Below are 20909 nucleotides of genomic sequence, written 5' to 3'. Positions count from 1 at the left end.
CTGCCGCTCACGCCGTCAACGACCACCATGCGCTTCACGGTATCCGATGACCACGCCGGTACTGAACGGTTTCACCGCACCTTTCGCGTCACCCGAAGCCCTTGAGCTTCACTTTCGTGCCCTTCGGCACCTTCGTGCCCGGCTTCGGATCCTGCTCCAGGACGAAGTCGAAACCACCGTTTCCGCCGCCGTGCCCGTTGCCGTTTCCGCGTCCCTGACGGTCGGGCTCCAGCCCCGCCTGCCGCAGGATCTGGAACGCCTCCTCCATCCGCTTGAACGTCACGTTCGGTACTTCGACGGCGTTCGAAACGAACACCCCGATGCGGCGGTTGCTCGCCTTGCCGCCGCCCTTCGGGTCGGTGCGGATCACCTGGCCGGCGGCGAACTGGTCGGAGAACTCCTCGCCCGCTTGGAACGGCTGGAAGCCCGCCTGCTGCAGGATCTGGAACGCGGCGTCCTTGCTCTGCCCGGTGACGTCCGGGACCGGCGGGAGCGGTTCGGGGCCCTTCGACAGGATGATCGTGACCTGCCCGCCGATGTTCAGCTGCGAACCGGGGCTCGGGTCGACGCGGATCACCTTGTTCTTGGCGACGTCGCTGTACTCCTGCTCGCCCTGGACCGGGGTCAGCTGCGCGGCCTTGATCGCCGTCTCCGCGTCCTGCGGGCTCGTCCCGGCCTGGATGTCCGGCACGATCGGACGGCCCTTCGACAGCACGACGTTGACCGTGGCGCCCGGCGCGAGCGACGTGCCCGCCGCGGGGTCGGACCGGATCACCGTGTGCTGGGCGGCGGTGTCGCTGTACTCCTCGGTGTAGGCCGGGGTCAGCTTCGCCGAGCGGAGCGCGTCCCCGGCGGCGGCCTGGTTCATCCCCGCCAGTTTCGGCACCGACGACGAGTTCGGCCCGGTGTCGTTGAGGATGAAGGCGAACGCGCCGATCAGGCCGCCGAGTACCAGCACCGCGGCGGCGATCATGACGTAGAGGCGCTTGCGCGACCCCGGCTGCTCGTCGTCGGCGGACGGCCGGGGCCGCGGGGGAGGCGTGCGAGGCGGCTGGGCGGCGGGGATAGGCGGTTCGCGGTNAGGCCGCCGAGTACCAGCACCGCGGCGGCGATCATGACGTAGAGGCGCTTGCGCGACCCCGGCTGCTCGTCGTCGGCGGACGGCCGGGGCCGCGGGGGAGGCGTGCGAGGCGGCTGGGCGGCGGGGATAGGCGGTTCGCGGTGCAGTGCCTGCGTTCCGCGCGGGCCCGTGACCGGCATGGTCGCCTCGGCGACCGGGGCCAGCACCGTCGTCGCCATGGCCGGGTTCGCCGCCGGGACGGCGGGGATGCCGGGGGTGGTGCGTTCGGCGTCGGTCTCCCGGTCGGCGTCCGCGGGCAGCGGTACGGGCACCGGGACGGCCGGGACACCCAGGACGGTGCGCAGATGGTGCAGTTCGGCGAGGAACGCCGCGGCGTCGGCCGGACGCTGCTCGGGGTCGCGGCGCGTGGCGCGCAGGATCAGCTCGTCCAGCTGCGGCGGGATGCCCGGCCGCAGCTCGCTCGGGCGCGGGACGTCGTCGTTGACGTGGCGGTACGCCACCGAGAGCGCGGTGTCGCCGGTGTACGGCGGGCGTCCGGTGAGCATTTCGTACAGCAGGATCCCGGCCGAGTAGACGTCGCCGCGCGAGGTGGTCGCGCCGGTCGCGACCTGTTCGGGCGAGACGTAGGCGACGGTGCCGAGGATGACGCTCGAACTCGTGGTGCCCGCGCTGGCGACCGCGCGGACCAGGCCGAAGTCGCCCACCTTGACCACGCCGCCCGAAAGCGCCGTGCCGCCGCGGCCGATCAGGACGTTCTCCGGTTTGACGTCGCGGTGCACCAGGCCGGCGGCGTGCGCCGCGGCCAGCGCGGACAGGACGGGTTCGGTGATGCTCAGCGCGAGCGCGACGTCCAGCGGACCGCGTTCGGCGAGCAGTTCGCGCAGGGTCCCGCCGTCGACGAGCTCCATGACCAGGAACGCGCGGCCGGACTCCTCGCCGCCGGGGGTGTCGAAACCCTGGTCGTGCACCGCCACCACGTGGGGATGATGAAGCCGGGCCGCCGACCGGGCCTCCCGCTCGAACCGCTCGACGAACGACCTGTCGTCGGCGAACCGCGGGTCCATGATCTTGATGGCGACCTGGCGGTCCAGGCGGGTGTCGACGCCGCGGTACACCGACGACATCCCACCGCGTGCGAGCAGCTTGTCCACCCGGTAGCGGCCCTCGAGCAGAGTGCCCACCAGCGTGGGGTCCGTGCGTGTCACGGCTATGGATCGTACGGAAGTACCCATGTTCTGGTGTACGGGACCTGGCACGCCGAGGATCACGATTCCCGCCATTTCGTCGAATCGGCGGTATCCGTGACCGGGCGGGCACACACCGTCACGTCCGGGTCGTCACCCATGCGTACTAACGGAGCGGGAGACGGAATGTGGCACAGTGTCACCTGTGAGTGGTATTCCCGTCGCCGACGACGTTCTTGACGCAGATGTGGCTGTTCTCCCGGTTCCGGAGGTCGCGACGGCGCTGAACGTCTCGGCCAACAAGGTCCGCCAGATGCTGCGCGACGGCCACCTGATCGCCGTCCGGCGCAAGGGCGAGCTGTACGTCCCGGTCGCGTTCCTGGTCAAGGACGGCGTGGTCAAGGGCCTGGCGGGCACCATCACGGTGCTCGCGGACGCCGGTTTCAGCCGGACCGAGATGCTGCGGTGGCTCTTCGCCGCGGACGAGACCCTGCCGGGGACGACCCCGGTCAACGCGCTCCGCACCAGCCACGGCACCGAGGTCAAGCGGCGCGCGCAGGCGATGGCCTTCTAGCTCCGACCAGCGCATACGTCGCGGCCGCCAGGATTTGGCAGCCCGCCGCGGCGCTCAGCGCGACGGTTACGGAGAGTGCGCTCAGCGGTCCCGCGAGCGCGGCGCCCGCCGCGAGCCCGGTGATCTTCACGCTCGCCGCCGTCGTGAACACCTGAGCCCGGACCGCCGCGGGCGCTTCGCGATGCCGGATGGCGAACAGTGCCGAAAGCTGGGGTCCTTCGGCGAATCCGGCGAGCACGGCGGCGGCCGACAGGGTCGCCAGGTCGTGCCCGGACGCCGCGAGCAGGAAGCTCGCGCCCAGTAGAAGCGTGCTGGCGAGCACCGTGCGGTCCGGTGGCGGTGGTCTGCGGGCCAGCACGGCGTTCGCGACCAGTGACGCGGCGGCCAGCACGGTGAGCAGCAGCGCGCCGAAGCCCGGGTTCCCCAGCCGTTGGGCGCCGAGCAGCGGATAACAGACGATGGCCATCCCGATCCCGACGAAGGACACCGTGGACGTCGCGGTGGCTCGCAGCAGGGCGCGGTTGCGGAAGAGGACCGCGAACCCGTCGGCGAGCCGGCGGCGGATCGGTGTCGCGGCCTTCGCCTCGACCGCGGGCAGCGACCACGCGGCCGGGAAAGCGGCGACGACCAGTGTGATCGCGAGCGCCACCGCCGCCGGGGCGCCGGCGTACGCGGCCACGAGGCCAGCAAGTCCCGGCCCGGCGAGGCTCGCGGCGGTGAACGTCATCGCGTCGAGCGTGCTCGCCCTCGCCAGCGGTGTTGTGCCGCGGACGTTCGGCAGCTGCGCCGTCCAACCGCCCGCCAGGGCGGGGTTCAGCAGTCCGGCCGCGACGGCCACCGCGATCGCCGCGGGGATTTCGACCAGCGCCAGCACCGCGCCGAGCCCGCCCGCGTAGGCCAGCAGCGCCCAAGCCAGCAACCGCCCTGGCCGGGGACTGCGGTCGAGCAGGGCGCCGAGTAGCGGTCCGCCCGCCGCCGCGGAGATCGTCAGACCCGCGAGCAGCGCCGACCCGGTGGCGGCCGATCCGTCGACAGCGATGCCGAGGAGCAGCAACGCCGGCCCGGAGAGCTCGTCGCCGGTCCTGGCGATCGTCGCGCCGGTCAGATAGGCGGCGAGCCTGTAACGGCTTCTCATGGGTGGGACGTTACAGTGGGATATGACTTCAGCGCAGCGGGATTTCCTGCCGGGCCGTTCGGCCAGGGCGGCGGCGCAGCGGGCGGTGGATCTGCTGACGGTGCTGCTCGCGCCGGAATCCTCGGTCGCGTCGGTTCGCGCCGTACTCGAGGCGCACGGCGAGACCTCTGTCGAGTTGAAGCCGTCGGACGTGGCTTCGTTGCGTGAGGCGGCCTTCGAGCTGCGGGAGGTGTTCGCGGCGCGGGATGCCGAGGAGGCGGCCGGAGTGCTCAACCGGCTGCTGGCTCGTCACGCGCATCCGCCGCGGCTGACCGATCACGCCGACGGGTTCGGCTGGCATCTCCACGTGGACGCCGACGACGACGGGCCGTGGGGCGCGTGGCTGGTGACGTCGTCCGCGCTCGCGCTGGCCGTGCTGCTCGCGGACCGTCAGGCGCCGCCGGGCGGGCTCTGCGCGGCCGCAGGTTGCGGGAAGCCCTTCGCACACCTGGGTGGGGGGAGCCCGCGGCGGTACTGCTCGACGCGGTGCGCCACCCGGGAGCGGGTCGCCGCGCACCGGCGACAACGCTCGTGAGTGGTAAGTGCGGCTCCGGCCGAGGTGTCTTAGGTATCTACTGGCTTCCGGCCACTGGTGATGCCGGGCCTGGCCCGTGGAGGCCTGGGGGCGGGAGCTGGTGTCGCGAAAGCCACTTTCGGGACACCAGAGGCCTGGGGGCGGGAGCTGGTGTCGCGAAAGCCACTTTCGGGACACCAGACGTCTCGAAAGTGGCTTTCGCGACATGATCACCAGGCGGTCCCGGGCCCGGCCAAGCCCAGCACAACCCCGGTACCAAGCGGGTCAGGACTGCTGCTTGTCCCGCCATGCGATCCAGGACCGCAGCTTGTCGAGGTTGTAGTCCGGTCCGCCGGTCGCCACGGTGAACAGCGAGACACCCAGCTCCAGCAGCTTGGGGCCCAGCTCGTCGGGCTCGCCCTCGACGGCGACCGAACGCTCGATCTCCTTCGGGTCCCGGCCGACGTCGGCGCAGTGCTGGTCGAGGATCTTGACCTTGCGCTCCACGACCTCCGGGTCGCCGAAGCCGTGCCAGATGTCGGCGTGCTTCGCCACCAGGCGCAGGGTCTTCTTCTCGCCGCCGCCGCCGATCAGCACCGGGATGTCCCGGACCGGCTGCGGGTTCAGCTTGCCCAGCCTGCTCTCGATCCGCGGGAGCGCCTCCGCGAGGTTGTCGAGCCGCCCGCCGGCGGTGCCGAACTCGTAGCCGTACTCGTCGTAGTCCTTCTCGAACCAGCCGGAGCCGATGCCGAGGATCAGCCGCCCGTCGGAGATGTTGTCGACGGTACGGGCCATGTCGGCCAGCAGTTCGGGGTTGCGGTAGCTGTTGCATGTCACCAGCGCGCCGATCTCGACCCGCGACGTGGACTCCGCCCAGGCGCCCAGCATGGTCCAGCACTCGTAGTGCAGGCCCTCGGGCTCACCGTAGAGCGGATAGAAGTGGTCCCAGTTGAAGACGATGTCCACACCGAGGTCTTCGGCCTCCGAAGCCGCCCGGCGGATCGCCTTGTACTCGGCGTGCTGGGGCTGCAGCTGGACGCCGATCCGGATCTTCCTGTTCTCAGCAGTGGTCATGTTCGCACCCTAAGCCTGGAGTTGCTCCACGCGCTCGCCAAAAACCTCGGCAGTGCGACACCCAGCCGACGGCGGCGCGGCACGACCGCGCGCGTGTTCAGCACGTCGTAACCCAGGGCCGCGATTTCGTCGAGAATGCCTTCGTAGAGCACGAGCGCCGTCCGCACGCAGTCTCGGGATTCCGGGCGCAGCAACGGGATACCCGCTTCGGCGCGGCGGTAGACCGCCCGGTTGCGCGCCACCGCGACGGCGAGCGCGCGCCGCACCCGCCGGTCGGGCAGGCCGCGGGCACTGGACCATTCGAGCAGTTCGCGGTCGACGCCGAACGCGGCCAGTTCCTCGGTCGGCAGGTACAGCCTTCCCCGGTCGAGGTCTTCGCCGACATCGCGCAGGAAGTTGGTCAGCTGGAAAGCCTCACCCAGCGCGGCGGCACCCGGCACGGCTTCGGCGACCGGGACGACGGTGCCGAAGACGGGCAGCATCTGCAGGCCGATCACCTCGGCCGAACCGTGGATGTACTCGTGCAGTTCGGCGTAGGTGGCGTACTCGGTGATCTTGAGGTCCATCGCCATGGACCGCAGGAACGCGTCGAACAGCTCGCGGTCCAGGTCGTGGCGCCGCACGGTGTCGGCGAGCGCGGCCAGCACCGGGTCGGCGGGCGTGCCGCCGTCGAAGACCCGCGCGACCATGACGGCGACCTCGTCGAGGGCGACCGCGGGATCGGTGCCGGGCGCGGGGTTGTCGACCACTTCGTCCGCCATCCGCGCGAAGCCGTACAGCGCGTGCGCGAACGGACGCGTCCGCGCCGGCAGCAGCCTGGTCGCGAGGAAGAACGTGCGCCCGTAGTGCGCGTTGATGCGGCGGCATTCGGTGTACGCGGCCCGCAACGACGGCTCGGTGACCCCCGCGGCGTCGAGCTCGTTCACCGGCCGGTGACCCTTCCCGCCGCGAGCCTGCCCGAGATCACCACCGGCGGGATGCCGACGCCGGGCGTGGTCCCGCAGCCCGCCAGTACGACGTTTTCCGCCGCTCGCACGAGGTTCCCCGGCCGGAACGGGCCGGTCTGGGCGAAGGTGTGCGCGAGCGAGAAGGGCGTACCCGCGGTGAGCCCGCGCTCGGCCCAGCCTTCCGGGGTGATCGTCTCGTCGACGGAGAAGTCGTCCGCGAACCCGGTGAGACCGCGCTTTTCCAGCGTGCGCACCAGTTCCGCGCGATAGGCGGGCCCGACCCGGCGCCAGTCGATCTTGCCGCGGCGCAGGTTCGGCGCCGGGGCCAGCACCGAGATCACCTGGCCACCACCGGGGGAGAGGCCCGGTTCGGTCGCGGTCGGCCGGGTCACCAGCAGCGACGGGTCGCTCATCAGCTTGCCCTCGCGGATGATCTCCGAGAACGTCCGCTCCCAGGCATGACCGAAGAAGATGGTGTGGTGGCCCAGATCCGGCCAGGATTTCGGCGCGTGCCCGTGCAGTACGACGGCCGACGGCGAATACCGCAGCGGCAACGGCCGCCGGGGGCGGGCGCCGAGCAGCCGGTACGCGGTGCCGAGTTCGGTCGCCAGAACCACTGTGTCGCAAGGGATCCGCTCACCGGTCCGGGTCCGCACCGCGCGCACCCGCGAGGAAACCCTTTCCAGCCAAGCGGCTTCGGTGCCGAACCGCAGTTCCGCACCGGCGCGTTCGGCCGCGTTCGCCAGGGCCCGCGCGATCTCGCCCATCCCGCCCGACGGGTAGTAGACCCCGCCGACGGTGTCCATGTAGGAGATGACGCCGTATGCGCCGATCGCGCGCGCCGGATCGAGGCCCGCGTAGAGCGCCTGGAAGGAGAACAGGCGGCGCACCCGATCGTCACGCAGGAACCGGCCGATCTGCGGGCCGAGGCGGCCGAAACCGCCCAGTGCGGCCAATTTCGCCAGCTCCGGGCGCACGAGATCGAGCGGCGAATCGAAGTTCGCGCCGATGAAGTGGTCCTGCTGGACCGCGTACAGCTCGGTCAGCCAGCGGCGGAGCCTGCGATATCCGTCGGCCTCGGCCGGGCCCGCGGCCGCGCGGATCTCGGCCTCCATAGCCGCCGCCTCGGTGTGCACGGCGATCGTGCTGCCGTCGGCGAACCGCGCGCGGTAAGCCGGGTCGAGCCGGGTCAGCGTGAGGTTGCCCGCCAGGGATTCGCCGACCGCGGAAAAGGCCTCGTCGAGCAGTTCCGGCATGGTCAGCACGCTGGCGCCGGTGTCGACGGTGTTGCCGCCGAAATCCGCCTGTCCGGCCCGGCCTCCCGGGCTCTTGTCCTGCTCCAGCAGGGTCACCCGGCGGCCGGCGCCGAGCAGGTGCAGCGTCGCCGACAGCCCGGCGAGCCCGCCACCGATCACCACCACGTGGTCACTCGGACCGGTGACGGTGCGCATCAGTACGTCCGCTGGGTCGCCTTGACGACCAGTCCGGTCAGCGCGGCGGGGGCGGGCTCGGCCAGGTGAGCGCGGTCCAGCGCCGTCATCGCGGAGTCGGTGAGCTCGTCGATCCGGCGTTCCACCGCGTCGACGGCGCCGACGTCCTGCAGCGCCTCGCGCACGGTCTCGACGGCCTCTTCGGACAGGTGGGCGTCGCCGATGGCGTCGGAGATGACCTTCGCCGCCGCGTCCTTGCCCTGCTCGGCCGCGCGCTGAAGACCCAGCGCGACCAGCAGCGTCCGCTTGCCCTCACGCAGGTCGTCGCCCGCGGGCTTGCCGGTGACCGACGGGTCGCCGAACACGCCGAGCAGGTCGTCCCGCAGCTGGAACGCCACGCCGACCTCGTCGCCGAACTCGCGCAGCGTCGCGATCAGGGCGTCGTCGGCGCCGCCGAGCGCGGCACCGAGGTGCAGCGGGCGCTGGACGGTGTACGCGGCCGTCTTGAGCTTGCAGATGTGCAGCGCCGCCTCGGGGGAGGCGTCGCCGGTGGCCTGGGTGCGGACGTCGAGGTACTGGCCGGCGAGCACTTCGGTGCGCATCGCGCGCCACGCCGGCCGCGCCGCCGCGAGGGCCGCGGGCGGGAGCGGGGCCTCGCCGAACATGTCGTCGGCCCAGGCCAGCGCGAGGTCGCCGACCAGGACGGCGGTCGCGAGCCCGAACGTGCTCGGCGAGCCGAGCCAGCCGCTGTCGGCGTGCAGTTTGGCACCCGCGATGTGCACCGTCGGGGAACCGCGGCGCGAATCGGAGGAGTCGATGAGGTCGTCGTGGATCAGCGCGCACGCCTGGATCAGCTCCAGGCTCGCGACCGCCTGCAGCACGCCTTCGACGTCCGGCCCCGCCGGATCGCCGCCCGCGCCGCGCCAGCCCCACCAGGCGAACGTCGGGCGCAGGCGTTTGCCGCCGCCCAGGACGAACCCGGCCAGCGCGTCGATCCCGACGCCGACGACCGGTTCGGTGCGGCGGATCTCGGCACCGGCGCGCTCGAGGAATCCGGCCAGCGCCCGCTCGACGTGGGCGGGCAGATCGGCGTCGTAGGCGGACGTGTCCATGAGCACATCCTCCGGGAAGCGCGTCCCCATGACCCAGTCGGGTGCCGTGGAATGTGGCGGAACTCGCCGCGTTTCGTCCTCTGAACGCGGTAGTTGCCCGTGCAAGGACCGCATCCGGAGCACTAAACGCGGGTCTTGTCGTAGTGTCGTTTCGCCCGTGCCCGGTTCCCGCAGTCGGACGAACTGCACCAGCGCCGCGAGCGGTTGCGCGTGTGGTCGGTGAAGACCCAGCCGCACCCCGGGCCCTCGCACTCGCGGATCCGGTCCAGGTCGCCGGACCTGAGCAGGTCTTCGGCCTCCAGCGCGAGGAAGTGCGGCAACGCGGTGTCGTCCGTCAGCGGAACCGTCCACCGCAAGGGCAGGGACGGCGCGAGTCCGGCGTGCCGATACGCAGCCAGCAGGGGCTTCCGCAGCGGCGTGACGTCCTGCGGGTCCGACGCGAGTACGCGGTACAGCGTCTCGCGGAAGTCCTTCACCGCCTCCAGGACGGCTTCGGAGATCTCCAGCCGCTCGGTGCCCGCGCCGACCAGGACCACCCACTCGGACAGCCGTTCCGGGGTGGAGAGCCGGTCTTCCCGCCGGGCCGGGTCGCGCCGCCAGGAAACGGTGTTGACCAGGTCCAACGGCACGCTCCCGCCGATGCTGTCGTACCCGTCCCAGTGGGCGTCCATGACTTCTCCTAATGGTCAAACTCAGTTTAGCTTGTTAGGGTCGAGCTATGACAGAGGTGTCGATGCGCCGGCACAGCTACCTGGCCGGCGCCCGTGTCGGGCTCGGCCTGGGTGTCGCGACCTTCGTTCTCGGTGTCACCTTCGGCGCGTACAGCCAGACGCTGGGGTGGGGGATCGCCGCCCCGATCGTCGCGTCGGTCGTCGTGTTCTCCGGCTCGGCCCAGTTCGCGATGGCCACCGCGCTCGCGGGCGGCGGGAATCTCGCCGTCGCGGTCGGCGCGGCGGCCCTGATCAACGCCCGGTTCCTGCCGATGGGCGCCGCCGTCGCCTCGGATCTGCGCGGCGGGCGCCTGCGCCGCGCGTGGGAGGGCCAGGCCGTCGTCGACGGCTCGTGGGTGGCCGCCCACCTCGGCGAAGGGCGCTTCGATCGCGAAAAGCTCATCGGCTGCACGCTCGTCCAGCTGCCCGCGTGGGTGCTGGGGACGGTGCTCGGCGTCCTGGCGGCGCCATCACCGGACGTCGTCTCGCGGTTCGGGCTCGACGTCGTGTTCCCCGGCTTCTTCCTGGTCCTGCTCATCGACGAGCTGCGCCGTTCGCGCCAGGCGGTCCTCACCGCGGCGCTCGCCGCCTGCCTGGCCGGGATCCTGGTGCTGTTCGTTCCGGTCGGGCTCGCCCTGATCGGCGCCGCGGCCGCCGCGCTGGTCGGCCTGGGGGTGCGGCGATGACACTCTGGCTCGCCATCGTCCTCGTGGCACTGGTCAGCATCGGGTTCAAGGCGGCGGGGCCGGTCCTGCTCGGCGACCGGACGCTGCCGCCGCGGGCCGCGGCCGTGATCGCGCTGCTCGCGCCCGCGTTGCTGGCCGGTCTCGTGCTCACGGACGTGACCGGTCCTGCCTGGTCCGGGCTCGACTGGACGCTCTGCGCCGGACTGGCCGCGATCGCGGTGACCTACGCGCTGCGCGTCCCGGCGCTCGCCGCGATCCTCTGCGGGGTCGTCGTCACGGCGGTACTGCGGTTCCTGGTCTAGCGAGCGGACGTACGTGCCGGGATGTCGTGATCTGCTCCTGACCGTGCCGTGGCCGTGTCGCGAAAGCCACTTTCGGGACGTCAGATGTCCCGAAAGTGGCTTTCGCGACACGGCCTTCCGTCGCGGCCCCCGGTCTAGCTCCAGAACGGCCCGCTCAGCCCGGCCTGCGCGAAGTACGCGGCCGCGGCGGCCGGATCCCGGCGGGTGTACCCGTGCTCGAGCCTGCCCTCGTACCAGCCCGCCGCGAGCCGCCACAGCGTCGCCAGATCCATGACGTAACCCTTGTCCTGCCCCGTTTCCGTCAGCCATCCGTCCACACAGGACTCACCGCAGAACAGGCGCTGGTTGGCGCAGGTGTGCACGACGTCGTCCCACATCCGCGCCACCGGCACCAGGAAGTGCGCGACCAGTTCACCCTTCGGTGGGGTCCGGTCGTTCACCAGCAGGGCGTGCGGCTCCCCGCAGCCACGGCAGCGCGTGGACACCAGCACCTCGGGTTCGGCCTTGACCAGATGGGGGATCGCGAACGCGTCCCACGCGCAGCCGCCCCACCACAGCGTGTGCGCGCCCATCACGGAGAACCCCAGCGGGATCGCCGCGAACGGATGCGCCAGCACGACGTGCTCGCATTCGTCGAGCACGAGATGCCGCCGCTCCGCGAGCCGGTGCAGCGCCTGTTTCGCCACCGCGAGTGAGCCGTGGGCGGCGTCGGCCAGTTCCGGGGCCGTCGGCGGCCTCCCGTGCTCGGCGAACGCGCGGTAGACCGCGACGCGGACGTCCTCGTCCCAGCTGGTGTCGGTTTCGGCGCTCATGGCGGCTCCCTGTGCTCGCCATCGAGTCTCCCCAGGCTCGCGCCGCTCGGCAACCGCTCGTACGTGGCTGAAGTCGCACGCCCAAAGCCTGAGAGGGGGCTCCCAGCCAGCGGACATTCCCCCTTAAAATGACGGAATGACTTCGGTGGTCGAGCGGTTGCAGGGTGATGGACCCGTGTTCTCCATCGAGTTCTTCCCGCCCCGCGACGCGGCCGACGAGGCCGTCCTGTGGAAGTCGATCCGGGAGCTCGAGCCGCTCGACCCGGCGTACATGTCGATCACCTACGGCGCCGGCGGCTCCAGCCGCGACGGCACGATCCGCAGCATCGCCCGCGTCGCCACCGAGACCACGCTGGTGCCGATGGCGCACCTCACCGCCGTGAACCACTCGGTCGCGGAACTGCGCAACGTCATCGGCTGGTACGCCGCCGTCGGCGTGCGGAACATCCTCGCGCTGCGGGGCGACCCGCCGGGCGACGTCTACGGCGACTGGGTCCCGCATCCGCAGGGGCTCAACTACGCCGAGGAACTGGTCGAGCTGGTGCGTTCGCTCGGCGACTTCTGCGTCGGCGTCTCGGCCTTCCCGTACGGCCACCCGCGCTCGGCGAACCTCGAAGCCGACACCGAGTACCTCGTGCGCAAGCTCCGCGCCGGCGCGGATTTCGCGATCGCGCAGCTGTTCTTCGAGCCGGAGGACTTCCTCCGCCTGCGCGACCGGGTGGCGGCCACGGGCTGCGAGGCGCTGGTCATCCCCGGGATCATGCCGCTGACCACGCCGCGGACCCTGCACACGTCGATCAAGCTGTCGGGCGCGCCCGCGCCGCGGCGGCTGCTGGACCGGCTCGAACCGCTGGCCGGCGACCCGAAGGCCTTCCGCGCCGAAGGGATCGACGCGGTGACCGAACTGTGTGAGCGGCTCATCGCCGAAGGCGTCCCCGACCTGCACTTCTACACGTTCAACCGGTCCAAGGCCACGCGTGAGGTGGTCAGCAGGCTCGGGCTGGTCCCGGCCCGCGCGTAACTCCGTACCGAAGTCGCCCGCCGTCCCGGTAGCGTGCCGGTCATGGCTTCAACCGCGCGAAGTGTGCACCAGATCTGTGACCGGTACGTAGACGAGTACGCCGCGGCCGACCCGGTCGCCGCGACGACGTTCGGCATCACCGGATACGACGACCGACTGACCGACTACTCGCCCGCCGGACACGCGGCGAGGGCCGCGATCGCCGCCCGCGCGCTGGCCGACATCGAAGCGGCCGAACCCGTCGACGACGGCGAACGCGCGGCCAAAGCGGTGTTCACCGAGCGGATCGCGCTGAACCTCGAGATCCACGAAGCCGGTCTCGACCTCGCGGTGCTGAACGTGATCGAAAGCCCCGTGCAGGAAGTGCGCATGGTCTTCGATTACATGCCCACCGAGACCGCGGAGGACTGGGCGACGATCGCCGCCCGGATGGCGAGGGTGCCCGAGGCGCTCGACGGTCTCCGTGTCTCGCTGCTCGCGGCCGCCGACGCGGGCCGGGTGTCGGCGTTGCGGCAGGTCGGCAAGGTCGCCGAACAGGCCGAAACCTGGGCGGGGCTGAAGGACGAAACCGGTTTCTTCGAGACGCTGGTCTCGGGTGCGAAGAACGTCGACGAGAAGCTCCGCGCCGAACTCGGCCAGGCCGCTCACGCCGCCCAGGAGGCGTACGCGGAGTTCGCCGGTTTCCTCCGCGCCGAACTCGCCCCGCTGGCGCCGGTCAAGGACGCCGTCGGCGCCGAGGTGTACAAGCTGTGGTCCCGGGTGTTCACCGGCGCCACCCTGGACCTGGACGAGGCCTACGCCTGGGGCTGGGCCGAATTCACCCGTATCGAAACCGAGATGCGCGAGGTCGCCGGCCGGATCAAGCCCGGCGCCACCCTCGCCGAGGCGGCCGCCGTCCTCGACGCCGACCCCAAGTACACCGTCCGCGGCCGGGCCGAATTCCAGGCCTGGATGCAGAATCTGTCCGACAACGCGCTGAAGTCGTTGCGCGGCAAGCACTTCGACATCTCCGACCGGGTGATGGCGCTGGAGTGCAAGATCGCCCCGCCCGGCGGCACCGTCGGCGCGTACTACACCGGCCCGAGCGAGGACTTCTCCCGCCCCGGCCGCATGTGGTGGTCGCTGCCGCAGGGCCGGGACGAGTTCACCACCTGGCGCGAGGTCAGCACCGTCTACCACGAGGGCGCGCCGGGCCACCACCTGCAGATCGCGACCGCGGTCGACCAGTCGGAGTCGCTCAACAAGTACCAGCGGCTGCTGGCGTTCACCTCCGGGCACGCCGAGGGCTGGGCGCTGTACTCCGAGCGGCTGATGGAGGACCTCGGCTTCCTCGCCGACGATGGCGAACTGCTCGGCATGCTGTCCGAGCAGCTGTTCCGCGCCGCGCGCGTGATCGTCGACATCGGCATGCACCTGGAACTGGAGATCCCGGCGGGCACCGGCTTCCACGAGGGCGAGCGGTGGACGCCCGAACTGGGCCTGGAGTTCATGCTCACCCGGACCGTCACCGACCCGGCCCACGTGCACGACGAGATCGACCGTTACCTGGGCTGGCCCGGGCAGGCGCCGTCGTACAAGCTCGGCGAACGGCTCTGGCTCGCCGCCCGCGAGGAGGCCCGCGCGCGGCAGGGCGACGCGTTCGACATCAAGCAGTTCCACACGCGGGCGCTGGCGCTCGGCGGGATGGGGCTGGACACGCTGCGGGAGATGCTGGCCGCGCTCGACTGAGCCGAAGGGCGCTTTCCCCGCGTCACACGCGGGGAAAGCGTCCTTCAGGTTTATTCACTTGCCCGCCTTGATACGTTCGCCTCGTGCACCGGATCTTTCTCGTCACCCCACCCCCCGCCTCCTGAGCGGGGTGTCTCCGGCCGCGCGGCGTTCCAGCCGCCCGGCCGATCCGTGCTGCACTGAAGCACCCCGCGTCGTCGACGTCCTTTCCGACCGACACAGACGCAGGAGCGTTTCCCCATGTCCGTTGCCGTACCCACGCGCGCCCGATCGTCGGCCGCGCTCGTCCTCGCCGGAGTCCTCTGGGGGACCGGCGGCCTCGCCGGATCCCTGCTCGCGTCCCGCGCGGGACTGCATCCACTGAGCGTCGCCGCGTACCGGCTGCTCATCGGCGGCGTGATCGCCACCGGCTATCTCTGGCTCACCGGAGGCCTTCGCGGCCTCCCCCGCACACCCCGGGTCCGCCGTCGCCTCCTGGCGGTCGGCGGTTTGTTCGCCCTCTTCCAGACCAGCTACTTCGCCTCGGTCTCGCTGAGTTCGGTGAGCGTCGCGACGATGACCACCATCGGCAGCGCGCCCGTCCTGCTCGCCGTCGCGACGGCCGTCATGACCCGCCGCCTGCCCGGAGCGTGGACGGCGGTGTCCGTGGCCGGATCCCTCGTCGGGCTCGCGCTGCTGCAGTGGACGCCCGGCCAGGAGGCCGACGTCGCCGGAGTGCTGTTCGCCCTGCTCGCCGCGGCCGGGTTCGCCGCGCTGACACTGGTGACCGCGACCCGTGTCGAAGGCCTCGATCCCTTGCCCACCACGGCTTTCGGCTGCCTGATCGGCGGCGCCGCGCTCGCTCCCGCGGCGCTGTGGTTCGGGATGGCCGTGCCGTTCCAGGCCGACGTGCTCGCGCTCGTCGTCTACTTCGGCGTCGTGCCGACGGCGCTGGCGTACGCCGCGTACTTCCGCGGTCTCGAAAGCGCGCATCCCGTACTGGCCGCGTTGTCCGCCCTGCTCGAACCGTTGACCGCCGCGCTGCTGTCGATGGCCGTGCTCGGGGAACGGCTCGGCGCCGTGGGCTGGTCCGGCGCGGTGGTGCTCATCGCCGCGCTCACCGTGGCGTATTCGAGGCCCTAGGCCGCGTCAGGTAGGTCGGTCCGCGGTCTTCGCGCCCAGGTGCTCCCTGGCGGCACGGGCGGATCGGCCGAGTACGACGGTACGAGGCCGATCCGCCCGCACCGTCAGGAACCACCTGGATCACGAAGCCCAGCGAACCGACCTACCGGACCCGACCTAGAGCGGCAGCGTCCGGCCGAGGATCGCGAACGGCCGCGGATCCCCGGCGAAGTGGTAGTCCCGCAGCACGTCGACGAACCCGACCCGCCGGTACAGGTTCCAGGCCCGGCTGGTTCCTTCCGGCGTGGAGAGGAGGACGTGGGCGCTGGGCACGCCGTCGAGCAGCCGTCGCAGGAGGTCCTCGCCGATCCGCTTCCCCTGGCTTTCGGGGCTGACGTGGATCTCGGTGAGCTCGAAGTAGTCGGACATCCAGTGCTCGGCGGCGGCCTGGCCCTCACGCCGGGTCAGGCCGTGGCGGACCTGTTCGTGCCACCACTGGCCGCCGCGGCCCTTGTAGCCGTAGGCGAGCCCGAGCAGGACGCCGTCCGCGTCGAGCGCGGCCATGCAGCGCCAGCCTTCGCGCAGCGCGTGCGTGAGCCACATCGGCGCGCGTTGCTCCGCCGTGCCTTCGGGGTAGCGCATGGCGTTGACGTAGATGGTCAGCGCCTCGGGGAGCCGGGCGCGGAACTCGTCCGCGGACAGCTGGACGTAACGGGTGCATTCCGAGGACATCGCGGTCACGGGCGCCCATCCTGCCCGCCGCCCGCGACGTCCGCGGGAGTGCCCCCGGTCAGCGCGACGAGGTCGTCGAACGTCGTGGGGTACACCGACTTCGGATGTCCGGCGGCGGCCCAGACCACGTCGTATGCGCGTAACGCGGTGTCGACGAGGGTGGTCAACGCCTTCGGGTGACCGACCGGGGCGACGCCGCCGATCGGCTGACCGGTGTGCGCGCGGACGAAATCCGCGTCGGCCTTCCCGATCTCGTCGGCGCCGGTCAGCGAAGCGAGGAGGCCGGTGTCGGCGCGGTGCGCGCCGGAGGTCAGGGCGAGCAGGGCCGTTTCCGTGTCGCCGGCGCGGCTGCGGAAGACGAGGCTGTTCGCGATCGCGCCGACCTCGACACCGAGCGCTTCGGCGGCCTGCGCGGCCGTGCGGACTTCGGCGGGGAGGATCCGGATCCCGTCGGCGGCGGCGTGCTGGCCCGCCTCGGCGAGCGCGGCCGCGACCTTGGCCACCGAGGGATGGTCGATGGTGCTCATACGCCTATGAGATCACGTGGCCGATGCCGTGTCCCGCACCACATGCGGCGATCACCCCGGTACGGGGTTGAGGAATGGGGCACTTCGGGGTTACATTGGACTTGTTCGAACAGACGTTCGACATTCGGTGAGCGCGCACCGGTAGGTGCCCGGCGCGGGGGCGGGGGAAGCGCCTCGGCGCCGGGCACCGGCAGGCGCTCACGTACAGGAGGAGGGTCGTCATGTCCGTTTCGGTCGTGTCCCCCGACGAAGCCGAGAGGCCGGGGGGCGCCGCACAGCCCGCCCTGCCCATGTCGTTGCGCCCGCCGGCACCACCCGCGGCGGTCTCCTTGTACGCACAGGCGAGGCGGGGGCTCGCCGAAGCAGAGCGGGAAAGCGATCCCGCGGAGCGGTTCATCGGGGCGTATCTCGCCGCGCTGCGCGGCGCGGCGGCGGTGCTGGAGGCCCGAGGCCGTCCGCACCGGGGCCGTGCCCGGCCGGCGAGCGGCTGGGTGCTGCTCGATTCCGTCGCGCCCGAGCTCAAGGAATGGGCGGCGTTCTTCGCGGCCAATTCGGCGACGCGGGCCGCAGCCCAGGCGGGGATCACCGGCAAGGTCACCGTCGAGCTGGCGGACGAGCTGACCCGGGCCGCCACGGTGTTCCTGGAACTGGTGCGACGGGTGGTGCACGGGCTGCCGATGGGTGATTCGGCGCATGTGGCTTAGCAGCCGGTCGGCGGCGCTGCGGTTCGTCCGGAAAGTGGCCATCCCGTGAACCCGCCTGGCCGAAGGCCCCGCGATCGCGGTGGCAGGCCGCCTTCACCACCTTCGTGACTTGAAAGACCAGGTCGCGGCCTGCCGACGCGATCGCGGACGCGGGTTCACCGAGAGACAGAACGCGCCACGGAGAGGGGGTGCCCGATGGCCGGGCAGGCCATGATCGACCAGGGCAGGTTCCTGGAGGTGATCGGCGCCGAAACCGAGTTGATGGCCCAGGTGGCGCATACCGCGTCCGCCGACGCGCCGGTCCCGACCTGCCCGGGCTGGACGCTCGGGGAGGTCCTCAGGCACGTGGGCAGCGTGTACCGGGTCACCCGCCGCTGGATCACCGACGGACGGCGTCCCGAGCACTGGCAGCGCAAACCGGGGCCGGGACAGAGCCTGGCGGAGTACTTCCGCGAGGGCCGGGACGAACTCGTCGCCGAACTGTCCGCGCACGATCCGGACGAACTGGCGCCGACCTGGTGGCCGGCGGACCGCAGCTACGGGTTCTGGCGGCGGCGGATGGCGCACGAGACGACGATCCACCGGATCGACGCGGAGGGCGCGGCCGGCCGGGACGTCTCGGAGATCCCCGAAGACGTGGCACTCGACGGGATCGACGAGGCGCTGGTGCTCTGGTTCGGCCAGCGGCTGCCGTTGCTGGGGCTGTCCGGCACCAAGACCGGCTCGGTCGGCGTGCGCACCGCGGGCCACACCTGGATCGCCAGGGCGGGGCCCACGGAAACGGTCGCCTGGCGGTGCTCGGCCGAGGAGGCCCAGCGCGCGGACGACCTGGTCACCGGCAAGCCGGACAAGATCTACCGCTGGCTCTGGGGCCGGGCGGGTCCGACGGCGGTGACGGTCAGCGGAGACCAGGACATGGCGGGACAACTCTGGGCCCTTCTGCGGCTCGCGACCCGATGACCGGTCGGTGGGGAAGCCAAACCGGTCAGCGCCAGTCGGCGGAGCTTGAAGATGTGCCCGGAACGCCCGGAAGTGTCGGTGGTGCCGTCTAGATTCACCGGTGTGGTGGCACAGCTGGTGAACCTGGTCTTCGACTCGGCCCTTCCCAGAGATCTGGCGGGTTTCTGGGAAGGGCTGTTCAGCTGGGACGCCCCGTTCGAACCGGCGTTCCGCTCCGAGGCGGGCCCCAAACGGGGCAAGAACCGGCTGCACCTGGATCTGGCGAGCCGTTCGCCCGGGCACCAGGCCGAGCTGGTGGACCGTGCGCTGTCCCTCGGCGCACGGCACATCGACATCGGCCAGGGCCCGCCGGAGGAGAAACGGGTGCCGTGGGTGGTGCTCGCGGACCCCGAGGGCAACGAGTTCTGCGTCCTCGAGCCACGCGAGCAGTACGAAGGCACCGGCGCGATCGCCTCGGTGGTCACCGACGCGCTCGATCCAGAGCGGCTCGCGCGGTTCTGGGCGGCCGCCCTGGGCTGGGAGGTCGGCGTCCGGGAGAAGACGATCGTCGGCCTGCGGCCACCGGACGGCCGCGGCCCGTGGATCGAGTTCCTCGCCACGCGAGAAGAGAAGCAGCACAGGAACAGGCTGTGGTTCGAGATCGCGCCACGGCGGGGCAAGAGCCGGGCGGCCGAGATCCGGCGCCTGCGGGAGCTGGGCGCGTCGGGGGAGCGTGGCGATGCCATGGCGGATCCGGAGGGCAACGAGTTCAGCGTGCTTTCGCCCCGCTGAGTGTTTCGCCGGGGTTGCGCGGTGACATCGAACGCTGACGTGAGCGAAACACCCGCGCCGTTGGCAGGCAACAACCGGCCGGGACCGTGGAGTCATGGAGACCTATCGAGCCCGGCCCACCCTGGTCCATCCCCGCGAAGAGACCGCCGCCGCGTCGGCCTGGCGCGTCCGGATCCGCGTGGACGACCGCCCCGGCACGCTGGCCAGGATCGCGATCCGGCTCGCCGACCTCGAATGCAACATCCTCGGGCTGTCGGTGCTCCCGGTCCCCGGCGGCGTGCTCGACGAGATCGTCCTGCGTCCGGCCACCGGCCTGCCGCGCCAGCTGCTCGTCGACGCGATCCGCGACGAAGGATGCGAATGCTCCGCCGTCATCGACGCGGATCTGGCCGAACTGGTCGACCCGGCCACCGCGACACTCACCGCGGCCAAGCGGGCCGTCGAGGAGCCCGGCGGCCTCGCGGAAGTGCTCCGCGGCGTCCTCGCGGCCGACGTCGTCACCAAGGTCCCGTCGATCGAGGCGAACCCGGCCCGCACGGAAGGCGGGCACCGCGCGGTGTTCCCGGCGGGGGACGGCGCCGCGTTCGTCGCGCGCCGCCGGTGGTCGCCGTTCGTCGAACTGGAACTGAGCCGCGCCGTCGCGCTGACCGGCCTGATCGCCGCCGTCCGCGACAACGTGACCGGTCCGATCGTGCTCGACCGGGCCGACGGCGCCGCGATCGTCCTCCGCAAGGGTGTCCCCGGTGACGCGGAAGCGGTGTCCGCGCTGCACCAGAGATGCTCGATGACGACGCTCTTCCACCGCTACCACACCGGAATGCGCGCCGTGCCGCGTCGCTGGCTGCACCGGCTCCTGATGCCGCCGCGCGGGATCAGCCTGCTCGCGGTCTGCGGCCGGGACGTGATCGGTCTCGGCCAGCTGATCCCGTCCGCCGACGGCGGCGCGGCCGAAGTCTCGCTGCTGGTCGAGGATTCCTGGCAGCGCCAAGGCATCGGCACCGCTCTGCTGACCCGGCTCGCCACTCTCGCCATGGCCAAGGGGGAACGCGAACTCACCGCCGTCTGCCTCCCCGGCGACGACTCCCTCCATCGCACCGCCACCCGCGTGGGGCTCCGGCCCGAACGCGCCCCCGGCGACCCGGGCACCCTGCGCTTCCGGCTCCCCGACGCCCGCATTTAGTCCTCTGGATGCGGTAGTTCGTGGTGCCAACCACCGCATTCAGAGGACTAAATGCGGGAGTGGGTCAGCGGTTCCAGAACCAGTCTTTGCCGCGGGCCTCGCCCAACGCGCGCTTCTTGCGTTCGGGAGTGAGGCGCTCGAGGTACAGCTTGCCGTCGAGGTGGTCGGTCTCGTGCTGCAGGCACTGGGCGAGCACGTCGACGCCCTCGACCTCGACCGGTTCGTTGCGCAGGTCGACACCGCGCACCACGGCGTGCTTCGCGCGGACGACCGGGAACCACAGTTCCGGCACCGAGAGGCAGCCCTCACCGATCTCGTGTGTCTCTTCGGACAGCTCGACGATCTCGGGGTTGATCACGTACCCGCTCAGCCCGCCGACGTCGTAGCTGAACACCCGCAGCCCGACCCCGATCTGCGGCGCCGCGAGCCCCGCGCGCCCGGCCGGTTTCACCCCGTCCATCAGATCGGTCACCAGCGACTCGATCTTCTTGTCGAATGTCGTGACCGGGTCGCATACGGTCTTGAGCACGGGATCCCCGAAATAGCGCAGGTCGCGCATCACCATGTTCGAACGTCCTTCTCCGC

Annotated in this window: 21 protein-coding genes and 1 pseudogene; 11 read left to right on the top strand and 11 right to left on the bottom strand. The window is 71.5% G+C overall.

Annotated features, from left to right (window positions below; translation table 11 throughout):
* Positions 1–88: 88 nt before the first annotated feature.
* Positions 89–2286, bottom strand: a pseudogene (locus tag ACXIZN_RS20885) (PASTA domain-containing protein).
* Positions 2287–2470: 184 nt separating this feature from the next.
* On the opposite strand from ACXIZN_RS20885, the gene ACXIZN_RS20880 reads away from it, so the two are divergent.
* Positions 2471–2839, top strand: coding sequence for an Rv2175c family DNA-binding protein (locus ACXIZN_RS20880; protein ID WP_126734959.1), 369 nt, complete (start codon positions 2471–2473; stop codon positions 2837–2839).
* Here the strand turns inward: ACXIZN_RS20880 and ACXIZN_RS20875 are convergent.
* Complete coding sequence (locus ACXIZN_RS20875; protein WP_457956352.1) at positions 2808–3974, bottom strand: MFS transporter; 1167 nt, start codon at positions 3972–3974, stop codon at positions 2808–2810. The genes ACXIZN_RS20880 and ACXIZN_RS20875 overlap by 32 nt on opposite strands.
* 22 nt (positions 3975–3996) lie before the next feature.
* Here ACXIZN_RS20875 and ACXIZN_RS20870 point away from each other — a divergent pair, with 22 nt between their 5' ends.
* Positions 3997–4548: a CGNR zinc finger domain-containing protein gene (locus tag ACXIZN_RS20870; RefSeq protein ID WP_457956350.1), complete on the top strand. Its 552-nt coding sequence runs from the start codon at positions 3997–3999 to the stop codon at positions 4546–4548.
* Positions 4549–4812: 264 nt separating this feature from the next.
* Here ACXIZN_RS20870 and ACXIZN_RS20865 read toward each other — a convergent pair whose 3' ends face one another.
* The 5 genes from ACXIZN_RS20865 to ACXIZN_RS20845 all read right to left on the bottom strand — a co-directional run bounded on the left by ACXIZN_RS20865 (position 4813) and on the right by ACXIZN_RS20845 (position 9761).
* Positions 4813–5601: an LLM class F420-dependent oxidoreductase gene (locus tag ACXIZN_RS20865; RefSeq protein WP_457956348.1), complete on the bottom strand. Its 789-nt coding sequence runs from the start codon at positions 5599–5601 to the stop codon at positions 4813–4815.
* Positions 5598–6527 carry a phytoene/squalene synthase family protein gene (locus ACXIZN_RS20860; protein ID WP_457956347.1) on the bottom strand — a complete coding sequence of 310 codons (930 nt, stop codon included), beginning with the start codon at positions 6525–6527 and terminating at the stop codon, positions 5598–5600. The genes ACXIZN_RS20865 and ACXIZN_RS20860 overlap by 4 nt, the downstream gene beginning before the upstream one ends.
* Entirely contained in the window at positions 6524–7999 is a 1476-nt protein-coding gene (gene crtI / locus ACXIZN_RS20855; protein ID WP_457956346.1) for a phytoene desaturase family protein, read from the bottom strand. Before crtI ends, ACXIZN_RS20860 begins: the two co-directional genes overlap by 4 nt.
* The gene (locus ACXIZN_RS20850; RefSeq protein WP_457956344.1) at positions 7999–9090 is read right to left on the bottom strand and encodes a polyprenyl synthetase family protein; all 1092 of its coding nucleotides are present in this window, start codon (positions 9088–9090) and stop codon (positions 7999–8001) included. Before ACXIZN_RS20850 ends, crtI begins: the two co-directional genes overlap by 1 nt.
* Before the next feature lie 122 nt (positions 9091–9212).
* Entirely contained in the window at positions 9213–9761 is a 549-nt protein-coding gene (locus tag ACXIZN_RS20845) for a CGNR zinc finger domain-containing protein (protein ID WP_457956343.1), read from the bottom strand.
* Positions 9762–9808: 47 nt separating this feature from the next.
* Here ACXIZN_RS20845 and ACXIZN_RS20840 point away from each other — a divergent pair, with 47 nt between their 5' ends.
* Complete coding sequence (locus ACXIZN_RS20840) at positions 9809–10486, top strand: AzlC family ABC transporter permease (RefSeq protein ID WP_457956342.1); 678 nt, start codon at positions 9809–9811, stop codon at positions 10484–10486.
* Positions 10483–10788, top strand: a complete 306-nt coding sequence (locus tag ACXIZN_RS20835; protein WP_457956340.1) for an AzlD domain-containing protein — start codon at positions 10483–10485, stop codon at positions 10786–10788. The genes ACXIZN_RS20840 and ACXIZN_RS20835 overlap by 4 nt, the downstream gene beginning before the upstream one ends.
* A gap of 134 nt (positions 10789–10922) precedes the next feature.
* Here the strand turns inward: ACXIZN_RS20835 and merB are convergent, their stop codons facing one another.
* Positions 10923–11600: an organomercurial lyase gene (gene merB, locus ACXIZN_RS20830; protein WP_457956338.1), complete on the bottom strand. Its 678-nt coding sequence runs from the start codon at positions 11598–11600 to the stop codon at positions 10923–10925.
* A 136-nt stretch (positions 11601–11736) separates the two neighbouring features.
* Between merB and ACXIZN_RS20825 the strand changes: the two genes are divergently transcribed.
* The 3 genes from ACXIZN_RS20825 (at position 11737) to ACXIZN_RS20815 (ending at position 15471) form a co-directional block, all read left to right on the top strand.
* On the top strand, positions 11737–12621 hold the full coding sequence (locus ACXIZN_RS20825; RefSeq protein ID WP_457956337.1) for a methylenetetrahydrofolate reductase: 885 nt from the start codon (positions 11737–11739) through the stop codon (positions 12619–12621).
* Positions 12622–12663: 42 nt separating this feature from the next.
* Positions 12664–14349 carry a DUF885 domain-containing protein gene (locus tag ACXIZN_RS20820; RefSeq protein ID WP_457956335.1) on the top strand — a complete coding sequence of 562 codons (1686 nt, stop codon included), beginning with the start codon at positions 12664–12666 and terminating at the stop codon, positions 14347–14349.
* A 240-nt stretch (positions 14350–14589) separates the two neighbouring features.
* A complete protein-coding gene (locus tag ACXIZN_RS20815; RefSeq protein ID WP_457956333.1) occupies positions 14590–15471 on the top strand; it encodes a DMT family transporter in 882 nt (293 codons plus the stop codon).
* 156 nt (positions 15472–15627) lie between these two features.
* Here the strand turns inward: ACXIZN_RS20815 and ACXIZN_RS20810 are convergent, their stop codons facing one another.
* Positions 15628–16191 carry a GNAT family N-acetyltransferase gene (locus tag ACXIZN_RS20810; RefSeq protein WP_016332697.1) on the bottom strand — a complete coding sequence of 188 codons (564 nt, stop codon included), beginning with the start codon at positions 16189–16191 and terminating at the stop codon, positions 15628–15630.
* Positions 16188–16709 (bottom strand): YbaK/EbsC family protein, encoded by a 522-nt coding sequence (locus ACXIZN_RS20805; protein WP_457956331.1) that lies wholly within the window; start codon positions 16707–16709, stop codon positions 16188–16190. Before ACXIZN_RS20805 ends, ACXIZN_RS20810 begins: the two co-directional genes overlap by 4 nt.
* Before the next feature lie 221 nt (positions 16710–16930).
* Between ACXIZN_RS20805 and ACXIZN_RS20800 the strand changes: the two genes are divergently transcribed.
* The 4 genes from ACXIZN_RS20800 to ACXIZN_RS20785 all read left to right on the top strand — a co-directional run bounded on the left by ACXIZN_RS20800 (position 16931) and on the right by ACXIZN_RS20785 (position 20324).
* Positions 16931–17413, top strand: a complete 483-nt coding sequence (locus ACXIZN_RS20800) for an SAV_6107 family HEPN domain-containing protein (RefSeq protein WP_126734945.1) — start codon at positions 16931–16933, stop codon at positions 17411–17413.
* 195 nt (positions 17414–17608) lie between these two features.
* Entirely contained in the window at positions 17609–18373 is a 765-nt protein-coding gene (locus ACXIZN_RS20795; protein WP_126734944.1) for a maleylpyruvate isomerase family mycothiol-dependent enzyme, read from the top strand.
* A gap of 102 nt (positions 18374–18475) precedes the next feature.
* Positions 18476–19144: a VOC family protein gene (locus ACXIZN_RS20790; protein WP_457956330.1), complete on the top strand. Its 669-nt coding sequence runs from the start codon at positions 18476–18478 to the stop codon at positions 19142–19144.
* A gap of 94 nt (positions 19145–19238) precedes the next feature.
* Positions 19239–20324 carry a GNAT family N-acetyltransferase gene (locus ACXIZN_RS20785; protein ID WP_257488056.1) on the top strand — a complete coding sequence of 362 codons (1086 nt, stop codon included), beginning with the start codon at positions 19239–19241 and terminating at the stop codon, positions 20322–20324.
* Positions 20325–20388: 64 nt separating this feature from the next.
* Here ACXIZN_RS20785 and def read toward each other — a convergent pair whose 3' ends face one another.
* Entirely contained in the window at positions 20389–20889 is a 501-nt protein-coding gene (def, locus tag ACXIZN_RS20780) for a peptide deformylase (RefSeq protein WP_037343240.1), read from the bottom strand.
* Positions 20890–20909 lie beyond the last annotated feature (20 nt).

This window comes from Amycolatopsis sp. TRM77291, assembly GCF_054166285.1.
The sequence above is the reverse complement of the archived record's forward strand: the minus strand, read 5'-3'. Positions and strand labels throughout refer to the sequence as shown.